Raw genomic sequence first — 20,894 nt, 5'->3', positions numbered from 1 at the left:
GCGCTTCGCGCCGCAGTGCCTATTCAACGCACCCAATGCCACATTGGGGCGCATGGGGCCGGTGCCCAGGACGGCGAAGGGCCCGCACCCAGCCGGGTGCGGGCCCTTCAGCGTCGAGAACGTCAGTCGGCCACCGGGGCCAGCTTGCCGGCCTCCCAGGCCGCGCGTCGCTCGGCCTGCAGGATCGGGTCCGCGACCGGGGCCGCCGACAGCAGGCGCTTCGTGTACTCCTGCTGCGGCGAGTGCAGCACCTGGTCGCGCGTGCCGACCTCGACCAGCTTGCCGTGCTGCATCACCGCGACGCGGTCGGCCAGCAGGTCGACCACCGCCAGGTCGTGGCTGATGAACAGGCACGCGAACTGCAGCGACTGCTGCAGGTCCAGGAACAGGTCCAGCACGCGGGCCTGCACCGACACGTCGAGCGCCGACGTCGGCTCGTCCGCGATGAGCAGCGCCGGGTCGAGCGACAGCGCGCGGGCGATCGCGACGCGCTGGCGCTGGCCGCCCGACAGCTCGTGCGGGTAGCGGTTCATGTAGTGCCCGCCCAGCTCGACCTTGTCCAGCAGCGACCGGACGCGGGCCGACAGCTCCTTGCCCGAGAGCACCTTGTGCAGCACCATCGGCTCGGCGATCGACTCGCCGATCGTCATCTTCGGGTCCAGCGTCGACGCCGGGTCCTGGAACACGATCGAGAAGAACCGGCGCAGCGGGCGGATCTCCTTCGCCGACATCTTCGTGATGTCCTTGCCGGCGATCGCGATCGTGCCCTCGGTCGCGCGCAGCAGGCCGACGGCGCAGCGGCCCACCGTGGACTTGCCGGACCCGGACTCGCCCACCAGGCCGACGATCTCGCCCTTGGCGATGGTCAGCGAGACGTCGTCGACCGCGCGGTTCTTGCCCTGGCCGCGGCGGCCGGGGTACTCGAGCACCAGGTTCTTGATCTCCAGGGCCGGCGCGGCCTCCTCGATCACGGCCTCGAGCTCTTCGTCGGCCAGCCGGATCTCCTCGGCGATCTTGGCCGCCTCGGTGCTGTCGGTCTCGATCCCGGCGTCGTCGAGCAGGCGGCGGCCCTCGGGACGCTGGCCGAGCACCGGCACCGCGGCGAGCAGCCGCCGGGTGTAGTCCTCCTTCGGCGACGCGAACAGCTCGCGCACCGGCGCCTCTTCGACGATCTCGCCCTGGTACATCACGATGACGCGGTCGGCCATGTCGGCGACGACGCCCATGTCGTGGGTGATCAGCACGATCGCGGTGTCGAGGGTGTCGCGCAGCTTGCGCAGCAGGCCGAGGATCTCCGCCTGCACGGTGACGTCGAGCGCGGTGGTCGGCTCGTCGGCGATGATGACCTGCGGGTCGCAGGCGATCGCCATGGCGATGACGACGCGCTGGCGCAGGCCGCCCGAGAGCTGGTGCGGGTACTGCTTGAACCGCAGCTCCGGGTTCGGGATGCCGACCATGTCGAGCAGCTCGACGGCGCGCTTGTCGGCGGCGTCCTTGGAGATCTCGAGGTGCGAGCGCAGGGCCTCGCGCAGCTGCCAGCCGACCGTGTAGACCGGGTTCAGCGCCGTCATCGGCTCCTGGAAGATCATCGCGACCTGGTTGCCGCGGATCTTCTGCATGTCCTTCTCTTTGAGATCCGCCAGGTTGCGCTCGCCCAGGCGCAGCTCGCCGGCGATCTTGCTGGTCTTGGGCAGCAGGCCCAGCACCGACATCGACGTCACGGACTTGCCGGACCCGGACTCCCCGACCACGGCGACGATCTCGCCGGGCTTGACGTCGAACCCGATGCCCTTGACGGCGTTCACGACGCCGTCCTCGGTCTGGAACGACACGCTCAGGTCGGAGATGGACAGGACGGATCCCGACACGCCGGCGACGTTCGCCGAAGTTGCTTCAGTGCTCACCAGATGCCCTTCGTGGGGGTACAGACGGTCACGACGCGGCGGTCGCGACTCGCGCGAGGATAACCGAGGGTGTCCCCGACGAAGGTCGGAGCACGGGAATTACGCTCAACCCGTGATCTCCCCGGTATCCCGCAGGCTGCTGTTCGTCCACGCCCATCCCGACGACGAAAGCATCACCACCGGCGCCACGATCGCACGATACGCCGCCGAGGGCGCCGAGGTGACCGTGGTGACCTGCACGCTGGGTGAAGAGGGCGAGGTCATGCCCGATCTGTTCCAGCTGGAGGGTCTGCGTTCGCACGCCGCCGACCAGCTGGGCGGCTACCGCGTCGCCGAGCTGATGGCCGCGTGCGCCGCGCTGGGGCTGTCACGGCACCGTTACCTGGGCGGGATCGGCCGGTGGCGGGACTCGGGCATGGCGGGCACGCCGTCGGCGTCGCACCCGCGGGCCTTCACGGGGGGCAGCCCCGAAGAGCAGGCCGCGCAGCTGGCGGAGCTCCTCGACGAGCTTCAGCCCCAGGTCGTCGTCACCTACGACGCGTTCGGCGGCTACGGCCACCCCGACCACATCCGCGCCCACGAGATCACGATGGCCGCGGCGCCGCGCGCGAAGTCGGTCGAGCGGGTGTTCCACACGGTCGCGCCGAGGACCGCGGTGCGCGCCGGGCTGGCCGCGCTGCGGGCCGGCGACCCGGTGTTCGACGTGCCGGAGGATGACGAGCTGCCGACGACACCGGACGAAGAGGTCACGACGGTGCTCGACGTCGCCGCGTACCTCCCGGCGAAGCTGGCGGCACTGCGCGCGCACGCGACGCAGCTGGCTGTCGCCGACGATGACGTCCCGTACTTCGCGCTGACGAACGCGATCGCCCAGCCGATCCTGGCCAAGGACTACTTCGTGCTGGCCCACGGCCCGGCCGACGGTGCCGCGGACGACCTCTTCGGCGGGCTGTGACCGTGGCGGAGCGGCTGACGCTCGAGCAGGGGCTGCTGCTCGCGCTGCTCGTCGTCGACACGGTGCTGCTCGCCCTGCTGGAGCTGTTCTTCCTGCCGCTGCGGATCGGGGTGGTCCCGGTGCCGGTGACGGTCCTCGTCGGCGCGGTCACCACGCCGTGGCTGGTGTCGACGACCGCGAAGCTGGTGCGGCCCGGGCTTTCGTGGGTACCCCTCGTGGTGTGGGTGCTCGTCGTGTTCGGCGTCGGCATGCTCGGCCCGGGCGGTGACCTGGTGCTGATCCAGGACTGGCGGGCCCTGCTGCTGCTCGGCGCGAGCGCGCTGCCGGGCGCCATGGTGCTCGGCGGCGGGCTAGGTAGTGCGGCAAGTCGTGCGGCAAGTCGTGCGGCAGGCCGTGCGGCGGGAAGGAGACCGGGACGTGGGTGAGGCGATCTCCGACCGGCAGGTCGTGGCCGTGCTGCGGCCGTTCGTACGGGCGTGCGGGCCGATGCTCGACGCGCTGCGCGAGTCCGACCCGTTCGGGCTGCAGGCGCGTGCTTCGGAGGACTTGGCCGAGGTCGAGTCGGGGTTGAAGGCGAAGCTGATCCACGGCGTCACGTCGGTGAAGGTCCCCGGCACGGCGGCGTGGACGCGGATGACCGGCTACGACCGGTCGAGCTGGTGGATGAACCGCGTCGGCCGGTTCACGGCGCTGCTGACGTCCATCCCCGGCCTGGGCGGCGCGCTCGCCGACCGGCTGCCGGTCCAGGACGCGCTGGGGGCGGCGTCGCAGGGCCTGCTGCTGTGCGCGATCGCCGGCGAGTACGGCGTCACCGACGTCGGCACGCGGGTGCGGTTGATCGCGTGGGTGCTCTTCGAGCGTGACATCGCCCCCGACCTCGCGGCGGGCAGGGACGCGGAGCACGACGAAGCCGCGGAGGCGGACGAAGCGGCGAAGCTGACCGAAGAGCTGACGGCCTCGGAGAAGAAGCACGGCAAGGCCACGGTGAAAGCCGCGGCCCGGACGCTCTGGCGGCTCGGCCGGGGGCTCCTGGCGATCACCGGGGAACTGGAGAAGCGGCCGCACGGCAACATCGTGCACCGCGCGATCGGCATGCTGCCGGTGGTCGGGGCGGCGGGGGACTACTTCGGTGAGCGGTCGGGGTTGCGGAAGGTCTGGAAACGCGCGCACGTCTGGCTGACCGAGCGCCGCACGTGATCTTCCCGCGCGGCGCCCGGTTCAAACCTCACTTCCAGAACTGGAAGACGCTGAACCCGATCTGGGCGCCGTCCACATAGCCGCCGAAGGCGTTGAAGATCGCGTACGAGCCTTCCCAGAGCGCGGTGTTCGCCGGGCGGAAGAACCACAAGATCGCGAACAGGATGATCGGCGCCCACGGGCGGACCTGCGCGCCCAGCTCGCGGGCCCGGGGCGGCAGGTACGGCTCGATCGCGCCCCAGCCGTCGAGGCCCGGGATCGGCAGGATGTTGAGGAGGAAGGTCACGACCTGCAGCAGCGCCAGGTAGGACATCGCGATCACCAGGCCGCCGGACATCGGGACCACCGACACGACCAGCGCCAGCGCCGCGCCGACCGCGAGGTTGCTCAGCGGCCCGGCCAGCGACACCCACGACGACGTCCCGCGCGAGCGGAGCGCGCCGCGGTTGATCCAGACCGCGCCACCCGGCAGCGGGATGCCGCCGATGATGAGGAAGATCAGCGGCAGGATGATCGAGAGGACCGGATCGGTGTACTTCCGGACGTCCAGCGTCAGGTAACCCTTGTGGGCGACGGTGTAGTCACCGCCGCGGTAGGCGACCATCGCGTGGCCGAACTCGTGCAGCGACAGCGACGCCACCCAGCCGGCGGCGACGAAGATCACGACACCGGCGATGAGCAGCGGGTCGCGGTCGCGGACGAAAACGGTGTTGATGTCACCGAACGCGGCCATCGCGCCACCGGCGGCGGTGAGCGCGAGGATGCCGAGGAAGACCGGGCTGGGGCGCACTGCTGACTTCTGCACGTGCTCCAGTCTTCCGTATGCCCGGTGTGAAGTTACCGGCGTGTCCCCTTGCGCGATCGGGCGCGGACGTCCCCCGAACTCGCTACTCCGCTTGACCTGACCGCACTACACGGGTGTAATCACAGTGATGTCATTCGCCGCCGAGAGGGGACGGCGAGTGTCGTTTCACCACCGCCAGCCTGGGGAGTGCTAGGGAGCGAGGAGGCGGACGTGCGGTTGGAAGCCGATGGGAAGGAATGGGGGCACGTCATGAGTTGGGGCGAGATCCCGGAGCAGGCTCTGGGAGATCTCACCGAGCTCATCGATGCCACCGAAGAAGAGCAGGATTGGCAGGAACGCGCCCTGTGCGCGCAGACGGACCCGGAGGCGTTCTTCCCCGAGAAGGGCGGTTCCACCCGCGAAGCCAAGCGGATCTGCCTGGGCTGCGAGGTCAAGGACGAGTGCCTTGAGTACGCGCTGGCCCACGACGAGCGCTTCGGCATCTGGGGCGGTCTGTCCGAGCGGGAGCGCCGCAAGCTCAAGAAACGTGTCGTATAGCGAGGATCGCCGGTGATGTGCGCGTCACCGGCGATTCCGCTTGGGTTCACCATCGGGTGACAGGCCGGGGCCGTAGGGTGGCCGCACCGACTGCCGCCTGATCAGGAGCGTTCGTTGCCCCGCACCGCCGCGCCGCCCGTCCTGCGCACCGCCCCCGTTCTGGCCATTGTGGTCTGTCACAACGGCGAAAACTGGCTGCCGCTGGCGCTTTCCGCGTTGCGCCGCAGCACCGTCCGGCCGCGGCACGTCCTCGCCGTCGACACCGGTTCCACGGACGCGACCCCGCGGCTGCTCGCCGAGGCGGCCGAGGATCCCGGCCCCGACGCGGCCCCCGTGCTTTCCGGTGTCGTCACGCTTTCGAGTGATACCGGCTTCGCCGCGGCGGTCGCCGAAGCCGTCGAGCACGCCACCGGACGCTGGGGCGATCCGGGGTCCTGGCTGTGGCTGCTGCATGACGACTGCGCGCCCGATCCCGACTGCCTCGAGCAACTGCTCCACGTGGCGACGAAGGAACCCTCGGCGACCGTGCTCGGCGCGCTCGGCCTCGACTGGACGGATCCGCGGCTGATCGTCGAAGCCGGCCTCTCCACCGACGCTTCGGGGCACCGCCAGCAGGTCGCCGCGACCGGGGAGGACCCGGTGGAGGTGCTCGCCGTGCCCAGCGCGGGCTCGCTCGTGCGCCGCGACGCCTGGGACGCCCTCGGCGGCTTCGACCCGGATTTCCCGTTGCTGCGCGAAGATCTCGACTTCGGCTGGCGCGCGAACGCCGCCGGCGGCGTCGTCCTGACCGTGCCGGCCGCGCGGGTGCGGCACGCGCGCGCCCTCACCACCGGACGGCGCACGGCGGACGCGGTCGCCGGGCCCTTGCCCGCCGCGAACCGCGCCCACGGGCTGCGGGTGTTCCTGGTGAACTGCTCGCCGTTTTCCTTCTGGCTGGGCATGATCCGGCTCCCGCTCCTGGCGGTGCTGCGCGCGCTGGCCTTCGTCCTGCTGCGCCGCACCGGGGAAGCGCGGGCCGAGTTCGCCGCCACCGCGTACCTCCTCAGCGGACGCGGCCGGTTGCGTGCCGCGCGCGCGGCACGACGGCGGAATCCGCGGCCGGGCACGGTTCGCGGGCTCTTCACCGGACGCTGGACGCGACTGCGCAACGCCGTCCGAGCGGGTGTCGTCGGCCTGGTGCGCCGGGGCGTCGAGAACGACGTCGCGCTCGGCCGCGTGCCCGAGACCGTCGAAACCGAGTCGGCGTGGGTGACGCCGGAAGCGCTCGACGCCCGCGACAACCGTCCGGTCGGGCCGGACGCGCTGCCCGCCGGCGCTCTGCGCGGGCTCAGCTCACGCGGATCCGGGCTGCGCCGGCCGGGCACGCTCGTCGCCGTCGCACTGCCCGAAACCCCGGCGCCGGTCGCCGAGGACACTGCCGAAGCCGAAGAGCCGGAACCCGAACTCGTCTTCGTCGAGGTGAACCGCCGCCGCGTGCTGGCGGCCACGGTCTTCGCGCCGCCGGTGGTGTTGCTCGTCGTGATGACCGCGCTCGGGCTGGTCGTCAACCGGGCCCGGCTCGGCCTCGACCTCTTCGGGGGCAAGCTGCTCCCCGTCGGCGGGCTGGGCGAAATCTGGTCGTCCTACCTCACCCCCTGGCACGCGATCGCGGGCGGCACCGGCGCGCCCGCATCGGCGACACTGCCGGTCCTGGGCACGCTCGGCGCGGTGTTCGCCCCGATCGGCGGCCCGGCGGCACTGGTGGCGATCCTGCTCCTCGGCGACATCCCGCTGTCCGCACTGAGCGCGTACGCGGCGACGCGGCGGCTTCGCGTGCGTCGCTGGGTACGCGCCGTCGTCGCCGCGACCTACGCGCTGCTGCCTGCCGCGACCGCCGGCGTGGCCCAGGGCCGTCTCGACGTCGTCGTGGTGCACCTCGTGCTGCCGCTGGTCGCCGCGGGCATCGCCGGGCTGCTCGGGCACGCGGACACGCGCTGGCTGCACGTCTCCGCGCTGTCGGCGTTCGGCGTCGCGCTGCTCGGCGCGTTCTCCCCGCTGGCGCACGGGCTCGCGCTGGCGGGACTGCTGATCGGCTTCGTCGTGCTGCCCGCGCCGACCGGGCTGGCGCGGCGGATCGCGTCGGTCGGGATCGTGGTGCTGCTGCCGCTGGCGCTGCTGCTGCCGTGGCCGACCGTGCTGCTGCGGCACCCGGAACTGCTGGTGCAGGGCCTGGGCGGCGCGGCCGCGGCGGTTTCCGGCACGGATCTGGCCGGGCTCGACCCCGGCGGACCGGGCGCCTGGCCGATCGGGGTGGCCGTCATCGCGGCGGCGCTGGTGGCGCTGGTCGTGCGGCCGACGAAACTCGCCGCGGGCGGCCTCGCGCTGGCCGCGCTGGGCGCGGGCGGGCTGGTCCTGGTGCGGCTGGTGACCGCGACGCCGATGCAGGGCGGCCCCGCGGCGCACGGCTACGCGGGCGTGCCGCTGCTGATCGTCGGCGCGGGGTTGCTGTGGGTCGTGCTGGGTTCCTGGCAGCGCGGCGGCTCGGCCGGGATCCCGGCGACGTGGCTGCCGAAGGTGTTCGCGGTGGCCGGGGTCGTGGTGTTCCTCGGGCTGGCGGCCGGCGCGGTGGTCATCGGCTCCCAGGGACCGCTTCGCGCCGGCGACCGGCCTTCGCTCGCCCCGGAGGTGACGGCCGAGCTGGCGGCGTCCGGCCGGTCGGTGCTCGACCTGGCGCCCGACGCGACCCGCCAGACCGGCGGCCGCCTGCCCCGTTACGGCGACGACGAGCTCGCCCCGACGCCCGGCACACCCACCCGGCTGGCTTCCTGGCGCCGGGACCTGGGCCAGGGCGACGCGGCGGCCGTCCAGCGCGGGTTCGCCTCGGCCGCCGTGGCCGGCGTGCAGTTCGTGGTGCTGCCGCCGGGCGTCGACCCCCAGGCGTATCTGCCGCTCGCGAAGGACATGGTGTCGGTGGCCGCCCCGACGTCGGACGGCCGTGGCGTGCTCCGCCTGCTGCCCCCGGCCGGTCAGGTGATCCTGATCTCGCCGGAGCAGGCGAAGGCGGCGGTCACGGGCGGCGGCGCACCGGGCAACGCGCCGGGTGTCGCACCGGTCCGGGCGAACCTGCCGGACGTCCGCGTCCGCGTGTCGGACGGCCCCACCGGGCGGCTGCTGGTGCTGGCCGCGGAGCAGGAGGCGGGCTGGAAGGCGTCGGTGGGCGGCAAGAGCGTGCCGATCGTGCCGGCGTGGGGTCACCAGGTGGCGGTGTCGGTGCCACCGGCCTCGTCGGAGGTGACGGTCGAATACCCGGGCACCGAACGGAACCTGCTGCTGCTGGCCCAGCTGGCGGCGGTGCTGTTCACGCTCCTGACGGCGGTCCCGGCCCGGCGGCGCCCCTGAAACTGTCGGTGCCGGCCGGTAACGTAAAAACCGGGGGTCCCCCCACGCGCGCGGGTTGTGGGCTTCGCAGCGACCTCCGCCGGGGACGGGACCACCGCTAAGAGCCCACCACCGCCCACCGTGCGAGGCCGCGGGGTTCCGAGCGTCGCGAATGAGTCATTGGGGACCTCGCACGTCCCGAATGAGTCATTCGCGACACCGGCCGGCGTCGCGGCGAGCTCTCAGTCGGGAGCTACTCGCCTTCGATGACGTCCGGCTCCACGCCCAGATAGCCCGCCACCTGCTCCACCAGCACGTCGTGGACCAGCTCGGCCAGCTCCGACGGGTCCTTCGCCCGCGCCTCCAGCGGCCGCCGGTAGAGCACGATCCGAGCCCGCGTCGGCAGGCCCGTCCGGTCCACCCCCGCGGGGACCAGCCGCGACAACGGCACCGCGCCGTCGTGCAGGACGCCGTCCGCCGGGGAGTGGCCGTTCTCACGGACCTCCGGCACGTCGTCGACCGCCACGTCGAGCTTCGTCAGCTCGTGGCGCCAGCGGGCTTCGATCGGCTCCAGCGCGTCGAGCACCAGGGCGTCGAACCGCTCCGCGCGGCTCGCGGCGGCGGGCAGGGTCGCCGGATACAGCGTCCCGCGCAGGCCCCGGCCGTGCCGGTCCCGTCGCGAGCGCCGCCGCTGTCGGTAGTCACGAGCCGTCGCCACGCCACGAAGTCTATGCGGTCGGCGGGTCGCAGCGCGTGTCGCTCCTGGAGACCTTGCGGCGACGCGCTATCGTTTCGTTTCGTGCGGAGCGTACGGAAGTGTTCGCGTACTGGCTGTCTCGAGCCAGCTGTGGCCACGCTGACGTATGCCTACAGCGACTCCACCGCCGTCGTCGGCCCGCTGGCCACCGCCTCCGAGCCGCATTCGTACGACCTCTGCGAAGCCCACGCGCTGCGGCTGACCGTCCCCAAGGGGTGGGAAGTCGTCCGGCACGAAGGCGCCTTCGCCGCGCCGGACCCGTCGGCCGACGAGCTGACCGCGCTGGCCGAGGCCGTGCGCGAGGCCGGCCGCTCCGACAAACCCGCGCCCGCCCCCGAGCCGGAGGGCCCGTCCGGGCGCCGCGGCCACCTGCGGGTGCTGCCGGGCCGCGCCTGAACGCGTAACCCACTCACACCGCCGGTAGGCTTTCCGCGCGGCGCAGCGGGCGCCAGGACGACTATTCGCGGGAGACGGCGTGCCAGACCTTTCGAGCATCGTTAAGGCCTACGACATTCGCGGCGTGGTCGGCGAGCAGCTCGACGCGGACCTCGTCCGCGACTTCGGCGCCGCGTTCGCCCTGCTCATCAAGCCCGAAGCGCCTTCCGTGGTGATCGGCCACGACATGCGCGACTCGTCGCCGGCGCTGTCCGCGGCCTTCGCCGAGGGCGTCACCTCGCAGGGCCTCGACGTCGTGAGCATCGGGCTGGCCAGCACCGACCAGCTGTACTTCGCGTCGGGCTCGCTGAACATGCCGGGCGCGATGTTCACCGCCAGCCACAACCCGGCCAAGTACAACGGCATCAAGCTGTGCCGCGCCGGCGCGTCCCCGGTCGGCCAGGACACCGGGCTCGCGGAGATCCGCGACACCGTCGAGCAGGGCGTGCCCGGGTTCGAGGGCCAGCGCGGCACGGTGACCGAGCGGGACGTCCTCGCCGACTACGCGGCCTACCTGCGCAACCTCGTCGACCTGTCCGGCAGCCGTCCGCTCAAGATAGTCGTCGACGCCGGCAACGGCATGGGCGGCCACACGGTGCCGACCGTGTTCGCCGGGCTCCCCATCGACATCGTGCCGATGTACTTCGAGCTCGACGGCAGCTTCCCGAACCACGAGGCCAACCCGCTCGACCCGGCGAACATCGTCGACCTGCAGGCGAAGGTGCGCGAGGTCGGCGCGGACGCCGGCGTCGCCTTCGACGGCGACGCCGACCGCTGCTTCATCGTCGACGAGCGCGGCGAACCGGTTTCGCCGAGCGCGATCACCGCGCTGGTCGCCGTCCGCGAGCTCGCGAAGGACCCGGGCGGCACGATCATCCACAACCTGATCACGTCCAAGGGCGTGCCGGAGATCGTCGCCGAGCACGGCGGCAAGCCGGTCCGCACCCGCGTCGGGCACTCGTTCATCAAGGCCGAGATGGCCAAGACCGGCGCCATCTTCGGCGGCGAGCACTCCGCGCACTACTACTTCCGGGACTTCTGGCGCGCCGACACCGGCATGCTGGCGGCGCTGCACGTCCTCGCCGCGCTCGGCGAGCAGAGCGGCCCGCTGTCCGAGCTGACCAGCGCGTACTCCCGCTACGCGGCTTCGGGGGAGATCAACTCGACGGTCGACGACCAGGTCGCGAAGATGATGGCCGTCAAGGACGCCTTCGGCGCCCGGTCCGGCGTGGAGATCGACGAGCTGGACGGCCTCACGGTGCAGCTGCCGGGTGGCGCCTGGTTCAACCTGCGCCCGTCGAACACCGAACCGCTGCTCCGCCTGAACGTCGAGGCCGCCAACACCGAGGCCGTGCAGGGGCTGGTGGACGAAGTACTCGCGCTCATCCGCAGCTGACCAGTCCGCGATGAAGGGCGCAACTGTGTCCTGAAGGTGCCCTTCATCACACCTCTCTGCGTGGTATGGAGGAACCATGGCCATCACGCTCGACGCCCAGCTCCTCGAGATCTTGGCGTGCCCGTCGCCCGATCACGCCCCGCTCCGGCCGGGCGCCCCGGACGACCCCGAGGCCGACGCCTTGACCTGCACCGAATGTGGTCGCGTGTACCCCGTCCGTGACGGGATCCCGGTGCTGCTCCTCGACGAGGCGACCCTGCCCGGGGACCACGGAAACTCCGATGCCGACAGTGCTTGACGACACGCTGCTCGACGACCCCGCGCGGCTGGCCGAGGCCGACAGCGCGGGGTTGCTCCGTGCCGCCGCGATGGCCGGCGCCCAGGTCCGGGCGACCGCGGAGATCGCCGCCGAGCTGGAGCTGTCCGACCGGCTCGACATGGGCCGCCCGCGCGCGCTCGTGCTGATCGACCGGCCGGGCGTGAGCCGCACTCTCACGCGGCTGCTGGCCGCCCTGCTGACGCCGTCGTGCCCGGTGCCGGTGGTCGTCGCCGAGGTGGTGCCGAGCTGGATCGGCGCGCTCGACGTCGTGTTCGCGCACACCGACGACCCCGGCGACCGCGAGCTCGCCGCGTCTCTGGAACGCGCCGCGCGCTACGGCGCTTCGGTGGTGCTGTCGGCGCCGTCCGAGGGGCCGGTGGCGGCCGCCGTCGCGGGCAAGGGCCTGCTGCTGGCGCCGCGCATCCCGGTGCCGCCGGAGCTGGCGTTCCCGCGTGGCCTGGCCGCCGGGCTGCTCACCGCGAACGCGCTGGGCCTGCTGATCTCCGACGTCCAGGTGCTGGCCGACCAGCTGGACCTCGAAGCCGAGAAGGACTACCTGGCCCGGGAGTCGTTCGCGAACCCGGCCAAGGCGCTCGCGCTGCGGGTGGCCGACCGCGTCCCGCTGCTGTGGGGGCTGGACCCGGTCGCGGTCGCCGTCGGCGAACACGCTGCGCACGCTTTCGCCGCCCACGCGGCCACGGTGTGCGACGTCGAGGACTATCGTCAGGCCCTGGCGCGCCCCGCACTGCGGCGGGCGGCGCAATCAGGTGGCGCGGAGCGTGACATCTTCGCCGATCCGGACGATCCCTCTGGTGACATCCCCACCCGGGTGCTGCTCCTCTCGGTGCGGACCGGTCCGGCCACGGACGCGGCGCGCTACCAGGCCGAGGATCTGCTGCCGGGTGCGGACGTCATCGCGCCGGCCGAGGAGATCGAGGCCGACGAAATCGTGCGGGCCGCGGTGCTGGCACTGCGGTTCGAACTGGCGGCGGTCTATCTCGGGCTGGCGGCGGGCAGCATCGGCGGCGCGGGCCGCTTCGCGCCCGCGACGGCGTGAGACCCGCCTAGCACCGGCACTGCCGGTGCCGAAGGAGTGGAGTTGAGGTGACAGTGGAGCTGCTGCGCAACGCGGTGCGGCCCTACGCCTGGGGATCGCGGACGGCGATCCCCGAGCTGCTGGGCCGTCCGGTACCCGCGCCGCACCCCGAGGCCGAGCTGTGGATGGGCGCCCACCCGGGTGACCCGTCGCACGTCATCGGCCCGGACGGCACCGAGCGGAGCCTGCTGGAGCTGGTCGACGCCGACCCGGTGACCCAGCTCGGCGAGAAGTGCGCGACGCGGTGGGGTGGGCGGCTCCCGTTCCTGCTCAAGATCCTGGCGGCGGAGGAGCCGCTGTCGATGCAGGCGCACCCCTCGGCGGCTCAGGCCGCGGAGGGGCACGCCCGTGAAGAGCAGCTGGGCATCCCGAGGGACGCGCCGAACCGCAACTACCCGGACCCGACGGCGAAGCCCGAGCTGGTCTGCGCGCTGACGGAGTTCCACGCGCTGGCGGGGTTCCGGGCGCCGGACCGCACGGTGAAGCTGCTCAAGGCGATCGAGACGCCGGGGCTGGCGAAGTACACGGGACTGCTGGAGGCCCAGCCGGACCCGGCCGGGCTGCGCGCGCTGTTCACGACGTGGATCACGCTGCCGCAGCCGTCGCTGGACTCGCTGCTGCCGGAGGTGCTGGACGCCTGTGTCCGGCACGTCCAGGAACACGGCGAGTTCGCGGCCGAGTGCCGGACGATCCTGGAGCTGGGCGAGGCGCACCCGCGGGACGCGGGCGTGCTGGCGGCGCTGCTGCTGAACCGCCTGACGCTGCGCGCGGGCGAGGCGATCTACCTGCCGGCCGGCAACCTGCACCTGTACCTGCACGGCACCGCCGTGGAGATCCTGGCGAACTCGGACAACATCCTGCGGTGCGGCCTGACGCCGAAGCACGTGGACGTGCCGGAGCTGCTGCGCGTGGTCGACTTCGCGTGCGGCGAGATGCCGGTGCAGTGCGGTGACGTCGGCGGCCGGATGGCGGTGTACCGCACGGACGCGCCGGAGTTCGAGCTGTCGCGGGTCGAGTGGGCTGCCGGGCAGGACGACGAGATCTCGGTCGACAGCGTCGGCCCGCAGATCCTGCTGTGCACGGCGGGCTCCCTGCTGGTGACGGCGGACGACGGCGAGCAGGTCGAACTGCGCCGCGGCCAGTCGGTGTGGCTGCCGGCGGCGGACCCGCCGGTCCGCGTGCGCTCCCTGGCCGGCGCCCGCTCCCAGCTCTTCCGCGCCACGGCGGGCACCTGCGAGGACTGACCCGCGCGTACCTGGAGGGTCGGCTCGCGTACCTGCAGGGTCGGCTCGTGAACCGACCGTCCAGGTACGCGAGCCGACTGTCTGGGTACGCGAGCCGACTCTCTGGGTACGTGCGCCCCGGGGTTTCCGTGTGCGTTCCGTGTGGTGGCTTGCGCCACGATCTACACCCGAGGGGATGACCCTGGTGCGCTGGTGCGCGCCGCCGGTTCCCTGGGGGTGGCGCCGGTCTGTTCGCCCGGCGTCCGTGGGCTTGAGGTGGTGCCGCGAGGGGGCGGCACCACCTCGTCAGGCCGGTTCGGTGAGGGCGAGCAGGACACGCCGGACGGCGGCCGCGCTGGCGTCGCGCGGGTCGGCCAGGCGCGCGGCCTCGGCGGCGGCTTCCGACGCCGAAGCCTCGTCGCCGGCGGCCGCGTAGGCCCGCTGGAGGACGAACCAGGTGAGGCCCGTCGCGGCCTTGCCGCCCATTTCGCGGAATTCGTCGAGGCAGGCGCGGAGCACCGGGATCGCTTGCGCCGCCCGGCCTTCGCCGACCCAGCCGGCCGCGATCGCGCGGGTGCAGGAGAGCTCGCGCGGGCGTTCGTCCAGTTCCCTGGCGATGCCGCGGGCCTCCTCGAACGCGGCCGTCGCGCGGTCACGGGAGCCCGTCGCCGCCGAGATCGCGCCCAGCGTGCGCAACGACTTCGCCAGCGCCGAGCGCGCCACCGTCTCGCGCAGCAGGTCCACCGACTCCGCGATGGCCGCCGCCGCTTCCGCGTGGTCGCCGGTGAGCAGCGAGGACCATGCGAACTCGTGCAGTGCCGTGCCGATCCGCCGCGGGTCGCCGGTGTCCCGCGCCGACGCGCACGCGGCCCGGTCGACGTCCCGCGCTTCGGTGACCCGGCCGAGCCGGAGCAGCGCCGCCGACTCCGCGGCCCGGACTCCGGCCGCCTCCGGCTGACCGTCCACAGTGAACAGTTCGCGGGCGTCGGCCGCGGTCTGCAGGGCTTCTTCGGCGCGGCCCAGCCCGATCAGGCAGTGCGCCAGGTTCGCCGAAACCCACGCGTGGGTGCGGTGGTCGCCGTGGGCCTCCAGCTCCTTCGCGCATTCGCGATACGAAGCGGCCGCCTCCTCGTACTGCCCGCGCGCGTGCCGCAGCAACGCCAAGTGCGCTTCGGCGAGCACGGCCTGCCGCCGGTCGTCCGCCGTCGCCAGCACTGTCTCGTAGTTCGCGCGCAGGTCGGCGTAGTGCCCGTGCAGGTACAGGTACACGCCGAGCTTGTCCAGCAGCAGCAACGCTTCCCGCGTGCCCAGCGATCCGATGAGCCGCATGAGGTTCGCGCGCTCGGCCGCGAACCACTCGTCCGGGCGTGCGAGCAGCCGGGCCACCAGCGCGTCCGGCAACGGCTGCGCGAACGGCTCGTGGGCCATGGCCGGCATCGGCACCGTGCGCGGCAGGCGAGCGGCGGCCGCGTCGGCGAGCGCGAAGGTCGCGGCGAGCACTGTCTCGACGCCGCCTTCTTCCGGAGGGCCTTCCGCGGCGTACAGCCGGACGAGGTCGTGCATCCGGTACCGGCCCTCGCCGGTCCGGTCGGCTCCGCGCGCCTCCAGCAGGCTCGCCTCGACGAGCTCTTCGACGGCCTCGTCGGCGTCCGGGTCGCCGACCAGCGTCGTGACCGCCCAGGCGGGCAGGTCCGCCAGGCGGCACCGGCCGAGCAGCCGGAACGCGCGCCGCGCGGGCGGCCGCAGGCCTTCGTAGCTCAGCGCGATGCTGCTCCGGACGGCCAGGTCGCTCACGGTGAGCTCGTCGAGGCGGCGGACCTCGTCTTCGAGCCGGTCGGCCAGCTCGGCGAGCCGCAGGTGCGGGCGGATGGCCAGCCTGCTGCCCGCGATCCGCAGGGCCAGCGGCAGCCGCGCGCACGCGGCGACGATCCGTTCGGCGTCGGCGGCCTCCCGGGCCGCCCGCGCCCCGGCGAGCCGGTGCAGCAGCTCGGTGGCGTCGGCCCCGGACAACGGGCCGAGGGCCAGCCGGTGCGCCCCGGCGAGCCCGCTCAGCCGGCGACGGCTCGTCACGAGCACCGCGCAGCCCGGCGTGCCGGGCAGCAGGGTGCGGACGTGCTCGGGGTCGACGGCGTCGTCGAGCACCACCAGGACCCGCCGGTCGGTGAGGCGGCCGCGGAAGACCGCCGCGCGGGCCCGCACGTCGTCCGGGACCGCCGGGCCGGGCACGCCGAGCGCGCGCAGGAGGTCGGCCAGCACGTCACCGATGTCCCGGTCCGCGAGGGGCACGTACAGCTGGCCGTCCGGGAAGCGCGCCCGCAACCGGTGCGCGGCGCGCACGGCGAGGGTGCTCTTGCCGGCGCCCGGCTCGCCGCTGAGCACCGCGACCGGGACGCCGGCGCCGCTGCCGAGCACGCCGGTCAGCTCCGCCAGCTCCGCGTCGCGGCCGGTGAAGTCCCCGATGTCGGGCGGTAGCTGGCAGACCGGCCAGACGGGTGGGGGCACCGGCACGGGCTCTTCGCCGCGCAGGACGGCGGCGTGCACCCGGCGGGCGTCCGCGCCGGGCTCGACGCCGAGCTCGTCGACGAGGGTGGCCCGCAGCCGCCGGTAGACCTCCAGCGCGTCACCCTGCCGCCCGGCCCGGTGCAGCGCGGTCATCAGCTGCGCGGCCGGCCGTTCGCGCAGCGGATGCTCGCCGACGACGGTCTGCAGCTCGCCGATCAGCTCCCCGTGCCGCCCCGCGGCGAGTTCGGCGTCGACGCAGTCCTCGAAGACGGCCAGCCGCTCGGACTCCAGCCGCGCGACGTCGGCATCGAGCCGGGGCACGTGCAACCCGGCCAGCACGGGCCCCCGCCACTGCGCGAGCGCCTGCCGGTAGTGCCGCGACGCCTCGGCGGCGTCCCCGGCCCGCTGAGCCTCGGCGACGGCGGACCGGAACACGAGCAGGTCCAGCTCGTCCGGCTCGACGCGCAGCCGGTAGCCGAGCGGCCCGTGCTCGATCCGCAGGCCGTCGATCTTCTCGCGCAGCCGCGAGAGGTAGGTGTGCAGGTTGGAGGCGTGCGACTTCGGCGGGCCGCCGGGCCACAGCGCCTCGACCAGCACGTCGACGTGGACGGGCTGGTCGGCGTGGAGCAGCAGCACGGCCAGCAGGGTGCGCTGGTGGTCCCCGCGCAGCGAGAGCCACCGCCCGGGCGGGCTCTCGACGGCGAGCGGCCCGAGCACGCCGAAGTGCGCCATGTCACCTTCTCCGGAGTGGTCGACTGGGAAAGCCACGGTAGCGAAGGGGTCCGACAAAACCGGTGGCCGAGGTTAGCCACGGTCGGGACGGTCCCGAGTGCGCGCTCCCATTAGGCTCCACCCGGACATTCAGGACCTACCCGGGGAGCGGTCGTGTCAGCTGGAGGCGGAACCAAGGCGATCATCGCGGCACTCGCGGCCAACGCCGGGATCGCGGCGGCGAAGTTCGCCGGCTTCCTCGTCACCGGGTCGTCGTCGATGCTGGCCGAGTCCGTGCACTCGCTCGCCGACACCTCCAACCAGGGGCTGCTGCTGCTCGGCCAGAAGACGTCGCGGCGGGAGGCGGACCAGGAGCACCCCTTCGGCTACGGCCGGGACCGGTACTTCTACTCCTTCATCGTCGCGCTCATGCTCTTCACGCTGGGCTCGGCCTTCGCCATCTACGAAGGCATCCACAAGATCGGCCACCCCGAGCCGCTGGAGTCGCCGATCGTCGCGGTGGTCATCCTGGTCGTCGCCCTGTGCCTGGAGGGCTACAGCTTCTTCACCGCGATCACCGAGTCGAAGAAGATCAAGGGCGACGCGAGCTGGTGGGGTTTCATCCGGCAGTCCAAGGAACCCGAACTGCCCGTCGTGCTCCTGGAAGACGCCGGCGCGCTGCTCGGGCTCGTCTTCGCGCTGCTCGGCGTCGGGCTGGCCGTCGTCACCGGCGACCCGGTCTGGGACGGCGTCGGCACCCTCTTCATCGGCGCGCTGCTCGGCGTCATCGCGATCATCCTGATCGTCGAGATGAAGAGCCTGCTCATCGGCGAAGGCGCCAACGAGCCGATGCTCGCGACGATCGTCGACGAGCTCGCCGCCGGCAAGGTCGAGCGTGTCATCCACATCCGCACGCAGTACCTCGGCCCGGACGAGCTGCTCGTCGCGGCGAAGCTGGCGATGGTGCCGGGGCTCGACACGGCCGAGGTGGCCACCGCCATCGACGACGCCGAGGCCCGCGTCCGCGCCAAGGTGCCGGTCGCCAAGCTGATCTACCTCGAGCCGGACCTCGACCGGAGCCTTGCGCGATAGCCGAAGAGCTGCTTCGTGACTTTCGGTGAGCCGTCACGAGGGTGACCCGTTAGGGTGACTTACTGCGATACATGCAGGCCAGCCGCAGGAGGTCAACGGTGCCCGGAACGGGATTGTGGCGCACTAAAACGATCGAACAGTCCATTGCGGACACCGACGAGCCGGACACGAAGCTCCGCCGGAATCTCAGCGCTTGGGACCTCACGGTCTTCGGGGTCGCCGTCGTCATCGGCGCCGGCATCTTCACGCTGACCGCTCGTACCGCGGGCGACTACGCCGGCCCGTCGGTCTCGCTGGCCTTCGTGTTCGCCGCGATCGCCTGCGCGCTGGCCGCGTTGTGCTACGCGGAGTTCGCCTCGACCGTGCCGGTCGCGGGCAGCGCGTACACGTTCTCCTACGCCACCTTCGGCGAGTTCATGGCGTGGATCATCGGCTGGGACCTGGTCCTCGAGCTCGCCGTCGGCGCGGCCGCGGTGTCCAAGGGCTGGTCGGTGTACCTCGAGACGGTGCTCGGCTACCTCTTCGGCAAGGGCACGAAGACGACCTTCGACATCGGGAGCGTGACGGTCGACTGGGGTGCGCTGCTCGTCGTCGCGATCCTGACGACGCTGCTGGCCGTCGGCACGAAGCTGTCGTCGCGGGTGTCGATGGTGATCACCGGCATCAAGGTCGCCGTGGTGCTGTTCGTGATCATCCTCGGCCTCTTCTACATCAAGGGCGCCAACTACTCGCCGTACATCCCGCCGGGCGAGACGGGCGGGGCCGGTCAGACGGGCGTCGACCAGTCGCTGTTCTCCCTGCTCGCGGGCGGCGCGAGCAGCTCGTTCGGCGTCTTCGGCCTGCTGGCCGGTGCCTCGCTGGTGTTCTTCGCGTTCATCGGCTTCGACATCGTCGCGACCACCGCGGAGGAGACGAAGAACCCGCAGAAGGCCGTGCCGCGCGGCATCATCGGCTCGCTGGTGATCGTCACCGTGCTCTACGTCGCGGTATCGCTGGTGGTCGTCGGCATGACGTCGTACAAGGACCTGGCCACCTCGGCGGGTGACGGCAGCCACAAGACCCTCGCGACGGCGTTCGCCGCGAACGGCGTCGACTGGGCGGCCAACATCATCTCGTTCGGCGCGCTGGCCGGCCTGACCACCGTCGTCATGGTGCTGATGCTGGGCCAGGTCCGGATCATCTTCGCGATGTCGCGCGACGGCCTGATGCCGCGCGGGCTGGCGAAGACCGGCGAGCACGGCACGCCGAAGGGCGCGACGCTCATCGTCGGCGGCCTGGTCGCGGTCGCCGCCGGGTTCTTCCCGGCGGACAAACTCGAAGAAATGGTCAACGTCGGCACGCTCTTCGCGTTCGTGCTGGTCTCGGCCGGTGTGCTGGTGCTGCGGCGGAAGCGGCCCGAGCTGCCCCGGGCGTTCAAGGTGCCGCTGGTGCCGCTGATCCCGATCCTGGCGATCCTCGCCTGCCTGTGGCTGATGCTGAACCTGACCGTGCTGACCTGGCTGCGGTTCCTCGCCTGGATGGTGCTGGGCGTGGTGATCTACTTCGGGTACAGCCGCCGGCATTCCCTGCTGGGCAAGCGGCAGGCCGGGGAACCCGTCGAGGTGCCCGAAGCCTGACTTGCGCGAGAAAAGCCCCGTCGTCCTGGATCCCCAGGTCGGCGGGGCTTTTCGCGTTTGGTTGCGTAACGCCAGGTTACGGCTTGATCAAAAGGATCTTGCGATTCGTACCCAATGGGGGACCCGCTGTAAGGGGTCGGGTGACGTGCGATACGTTTCCCTCCTTCGTGTGCCACTGACGGGTGAATTACAGCCGCGTGATTACCACGTGCGGTGGCGCTGCGATCCCCCGAATTTGCCGTTCTTCCCCCGTTCGGTACAGGAGACACTCAATGCGCAGACGTACCTTCCGCGGCGCCGTGGCGGTCATGGCGATCACCACCGCTGCCCTGATCGGGACCGCCGGCTCCGCGCTGGCCTGCTACCCCTCGGACGGCCGGGCCACGCCGGTTCCGAAGACCAACGTGACCACCTGCGAGAACGCCAAGCTCCCCGGCGAGACGCTGGTCAAGTCCGACGAGCTGCCGACCGATGTCATCGACATCGAGGGTGGTGTGCCGAACAAGGACAAGACCCTGACGATCAAGCAGGTCGCCAAGGGCGTCACGATCACCGCGATCGTGGTCAAGGGCGGCGACGGCTACAACATCTACGTCCCGGGCGAGAAGGGCCTGTCCCAGACCCCGCCGTGGAAGGACCTGAAGTCCCCGCTGAACGGCGGCCGCCAGGTTCCGACCATCAGCCACTGGTTCGTCTGCGGCACCACCAAGAACACCCCGCCGGAGACCGCCACCACCGCGCCGACCAAGCCGTCGACGCCGACGAGCACGAAGCCGAGCGCTCCGGTGTCGGAGACCTCGGTCTCGCCGACCAAGACCACCGCTCCGGCCGTCGTCCCGGCGGGCAACGAGTCGGGCACCGGCGGCGGCCTGGCCAACACCGGTTTCGACAACAGCTGGCTGATCTGGGTCGCCGGCCTGCTGCTCGTCGCCGGTGGCGGTCTGCTCGCGCTGCTGAAGTTCCGCCGCAAGGCTTCCGAGTGAAGCTGAGCT

17 protein-coding genes are annotated in these 20,894 nt (G+C 72.3%); 13 read left to right on the top strand and 4 right to left on the bottom strand.

Translation table 11 applies throughout. The annotated features are described in order from the left end of the window. Positions 1 to 122 precede the first annotated feature (122 nt). The gene (locus tag AB0G28_RS29465) at positions 123 to 1,904 is read right to left on the bottom strand and encodes an ABC transporter ATP-binding protein (RefSeq protein WP_361096001.1); all 1,782 of its coding nucleotides are present in this window, start codon (positions 1,902 to 1,904) and stop codon (positions 123 to 125) included. 112 nt (positions 1,905 to 2,016) lie between these two features. Here AB0G28_RS29465 and mshB point away from each other — a divergent pair, with 112 nt between their 5' ends. The 3 genes from mshB to AB0G28_RS29450 are packed head-to-tail and all read left to right on the top strand — an operon-like array spanning position 2,017 to position 4,056. After that, positions 2,017 to 2,859, top strand: coding sequence for an N-acetyl-1-D-myo-inositol-2-amino-2-deoxy-alpha-D-glucopyranoside deacetylase (gene mshB / locus AB0G28_RS29460; RefSeq protein ID WP_361095998.1), 843 nt, complete (start codon positions 2,017 to 2,019; stop codon positions 2,857 to 2,859). Beyond that, positions 2,856 to 3,284 carry a hypothetical protein gene (locus AB0G28_RS29455; protein ID WP_361095995.1) on the top strand — a complete coding sequence of 143 codons (429 nt, stop codon included), beginning with the start codon at positions 2,856 to 2,858 and terminating at the stop codon, positions 3,282 to 3,284. The genes mshB and AB0G28_RS29455 overlap by 4 nt, the downstream gene beginning before the upstream one ends. Continuing rightward, the gene (locus AB0G28_RS29450) at positions 3,277 to 4,056 is read left to right on the top strand and encodes a hypothetical protein (RefSeq protein ID WP_361095992.1); all 780 of its coding nucleotides are present in this window, start codon (positions 3,277 to 3,279) and stop codon (positions 4,054 to 4,056) included. Before AB0G28_RS29455 ends, AB0G28_RS29450 begins: the two co-directional genes overlap by 8 nt. A 28-nt stretch (positions 4,057 to 4,084) precedes the next feature. Here AB0G28_RS29450 and AB0G28_RS29445 read toward each other — a convergent pair whose 3' ends face one another. After that, positions 4,085 to 4,846 (bottom strand): site-2 protease family protein, encoded by a 762-nt coding sequence (locus AB0G28_RS29445; RefSeq protein ID WP_361096092.1) that lies wholly within the window; start codon positions 4,844 to 4,846, stop codon positions 4,085 to 4,087. A 264-nt stretch (positions 4,847 to 5,110) separates the two neighbouring features. Here AB0G28_RS29445 and AB0G28_RS29440 point away from each other — a divergent pair, with 264 nt between their 5' ends. Both AB0G28_RS29440 and AB0G28_RS29435 read left to right on the top strand, forming a co-directional pair. Continuing rightward, on the top strand, positions 5,111 to 5,398 hold the full coding sequence (locus AB0G28_RS29440; protein WP_167441477.1) for a WhiB family transcriptional regulator: 288 nt from the start codon (positions 5,111 to 5,113) through the stop codon (positions 5,396 to 5,398). 114 nt (positions 5,399 to 5,512) lie between these two features. Further along, a complete protein-coding gene (locus tag AB0G28_RS29435; protein WP_361095989.1) occupies positions 5,513 to 8,776 on the top strand; it encodes a glycosyltransferase family 2 protein in 3,264 nt (1,087 codons plus the stop codon). 232 nt (positions 8,777 to 9,008) lie between these two features. On the opposite strand, the gene AB0G28_RS29430 is transcribed toward AB0G28_RS29435, so the two are convergent. Continuing rightward, positions 9,009 to 9,473, bottom strand: a complete 465-nt coding sequence (locus tag AB0G28_RS29430; protein WP_004559274.1) for a metallopeptidase family protein — start codon at positions 9,471 to 9,473, stop codon at positions 9,009 to 9,011. Between the two features lie 81 nt (positions 9,474 to 9,554). Here AB0G28_RS29430 and AB0G28_RS29425 point away from each other — a divergent pair, with 81 nt between their 5' ends. The 5 genes from AB0G28_RS29425 to manA all read left to right on the top strand — a co-directional run bounded on the left by AB0G28_RS29425 (position 9,555) and on the right by manA (position 14,002). Continuing rightward, positions 9,555 to 9,908 (top strand): DUF3499 domain-containing protein, encoded by a 354-nt coding sequence (locus AB0G28_RS29425; protein ID WP_033261311.1) that lies wholly within the window; start codon positions 9,555 to 9,557, stop codon positions 9,906 to 9,908. Between the two features lie 79 nt (positions 9,909 to 9,987). Next, positions 9,988 to 11,343 carry a phosphomannomutase/phosphoglucomutase gene (locus AB0G28_RS29420; RefSeq protein WP_361095984.1) on the top strand — a complete coding sequence of 452 codons (1,356 nt, stop codon included), beginning with the start codon at positions 9,988 to 9,990 and terminating at the stop codon, positions 11,341 to 11,343. Between the two features lie 76 nt (positions 11,344 to 11,419). Next, positions 11,420 to 11,641, top strand: coding sequence for a Trm112 family protein (locus AB0G28_RS29415; protein ID WP_072476466.1), 222 nt, complete (start codon positions 11,420 to 11,422; stop codon positions 11,639 to 11,641). Then, positions 11,625 to 12,719: a hypothetical protein gene (locus tag AB0G28_RS29410; RefSeq protein WP_361095980.1), complete on the top strand. Its 1,095-nt coding sequence runs from the start codon at positions 11,625 to 11,627 to the stop codon at positions 12,717 to 12,719. The genes AB0G28_RS29415 and AB0G28_RS29410 overlap by 17 nt, the downstream gene beginning before the upstream one ends. A 53-nt stretch (positions 12,720 to 12,772) precedes the next feature. Beyond that, positions 12,773 to 14,002 carry a mannose-6-phosphate isomerase, class I gene (gene manA / locus AB0G28_RS29405; RefSeq protein ID WP_361096087.1) on the top strand — a complete coding sequence of 410 codons (1,230 nt, stop codon included), beginning with the start codon at positions 12,773 to 12,775 and terminating at the stop codon, positions 14,000 to 14,002. Positions 14,003 to 14,287: 285 nt separating this feature from the next. Here manA and AB0G28_RS29400 read toward each other — a convergent pair whose 3' ends face one another. Continuing rightward, entirely contained in the window at positions 14,288 to 17,215 is a 2,928-nt protein-coding gene (locus AB0G28_RS29400) for a BTAD domain-containing putative transcriptional regulator (protein ID WP_361095977.1), read from the bottom strand. Between the two features lie 153 nt (positions 17,216 to 17,368). Between AB0G28_RS29400 and AB0G28_RS29395 the strand changes: the two genes are divergently transcribed. From AB0G28_RS29395 to AB0G28_RS29385, 3 genes are all read left to right on the top strand, one after another. Beyond that, positions 17,369 to 18,286: a cation diffusion facilitator family transporter gene (locus AB0G28_RS29395; RefSeq protein WP_361095974.1), complete on the top strand. Its 918-nt coding sequence runs from the start codon at positions 17,369 to 17,371 to the stop codon at positions 18,284 to 18,286. Positions 18,287 to 18,384: 98 nt separating this feature from the next. Next, positions 18,385 to 19,902 carry an amino acid permease gene (locus AB0G28_RS29390; protein WP_361095971.1) on the top strand — a complete coding sequence of 506 codons (1,518 nt, stop codon included), beginning with the start codon at positions 18,385 to 18,387 and terminating at the stop codon, positions 19,900 to 19,902. 272 nt (positions 19,903 to 20,174) lie between these two features. Continuing rightward, positions 20,175 to 20,885: an LPXTG cell wall anchor domain-containing protein gene (locus AB0G28_RS29385; RefSeq protein WP_361095968.1), complete on the top strand. Its 711-nt coding sequence runs from the start codon at positions 20,175 to 20,177 to the stop codon at positions 20,883 to 20,885. The last annotated feature ends 9 nt before the right edge of the window (positions 20,886 to 20,894 follow it).

It is taken from the genome of Amycolatopsis sp. NPDC021455 (assembly GCF_040640995.1).
Lineage (GTDB): Bacteria > Actinomycetota > Actinomycetes > Mycobacteriales > Pseudonocardiaceae > Amycolatopsis.
The sequence above is the reverse complement of the archived record's forward strand: the minus strand, read 5'-3'. Positions and strand labels throughout refer to the sequence as shown.

Excerpts from the sequence above, each read along its gene's own strand:
- AB0G28_RS29410 (WP_361095980.1), top strand. The coding sequence starts at position 11,625 with ATGCCGACAGTGCTTGACGACACGCTGCTCGACGACCCCGCGCGGCTG.
- AB0G28_RS29440 (WP_167441477.1), top strand. The coding sequence starts at position 5,111 with ATGAGTTGGGGCGAGATCCCGGAGCAGGCTCTGGGAGATCTCACCGAG.
- AB0G28_RS29415 (WP_072476466.1), top strand. The coding sequence starts at position 11,420 with ATGGCCATCACGCTCGACGCCCAGCTCCTCGAGATCTTGGCGTGCCCG.
- AB0G28_RS29400 (WP_361095977.1), bottom strand. The coding sequence starts at position 17,215 with ATGGCGCACTTCGGCGTGCTCGGGCCGCTCGCCGTCGAGAGCCCGCCC.
- AB0G28_RS29385 (WP_361095968.1), top strand. The coding sequence starts at position 20,175 with ATGCGCAGACGTACCTTCCGCGGCGCCGTGGCGGTCATGGCGATCACC.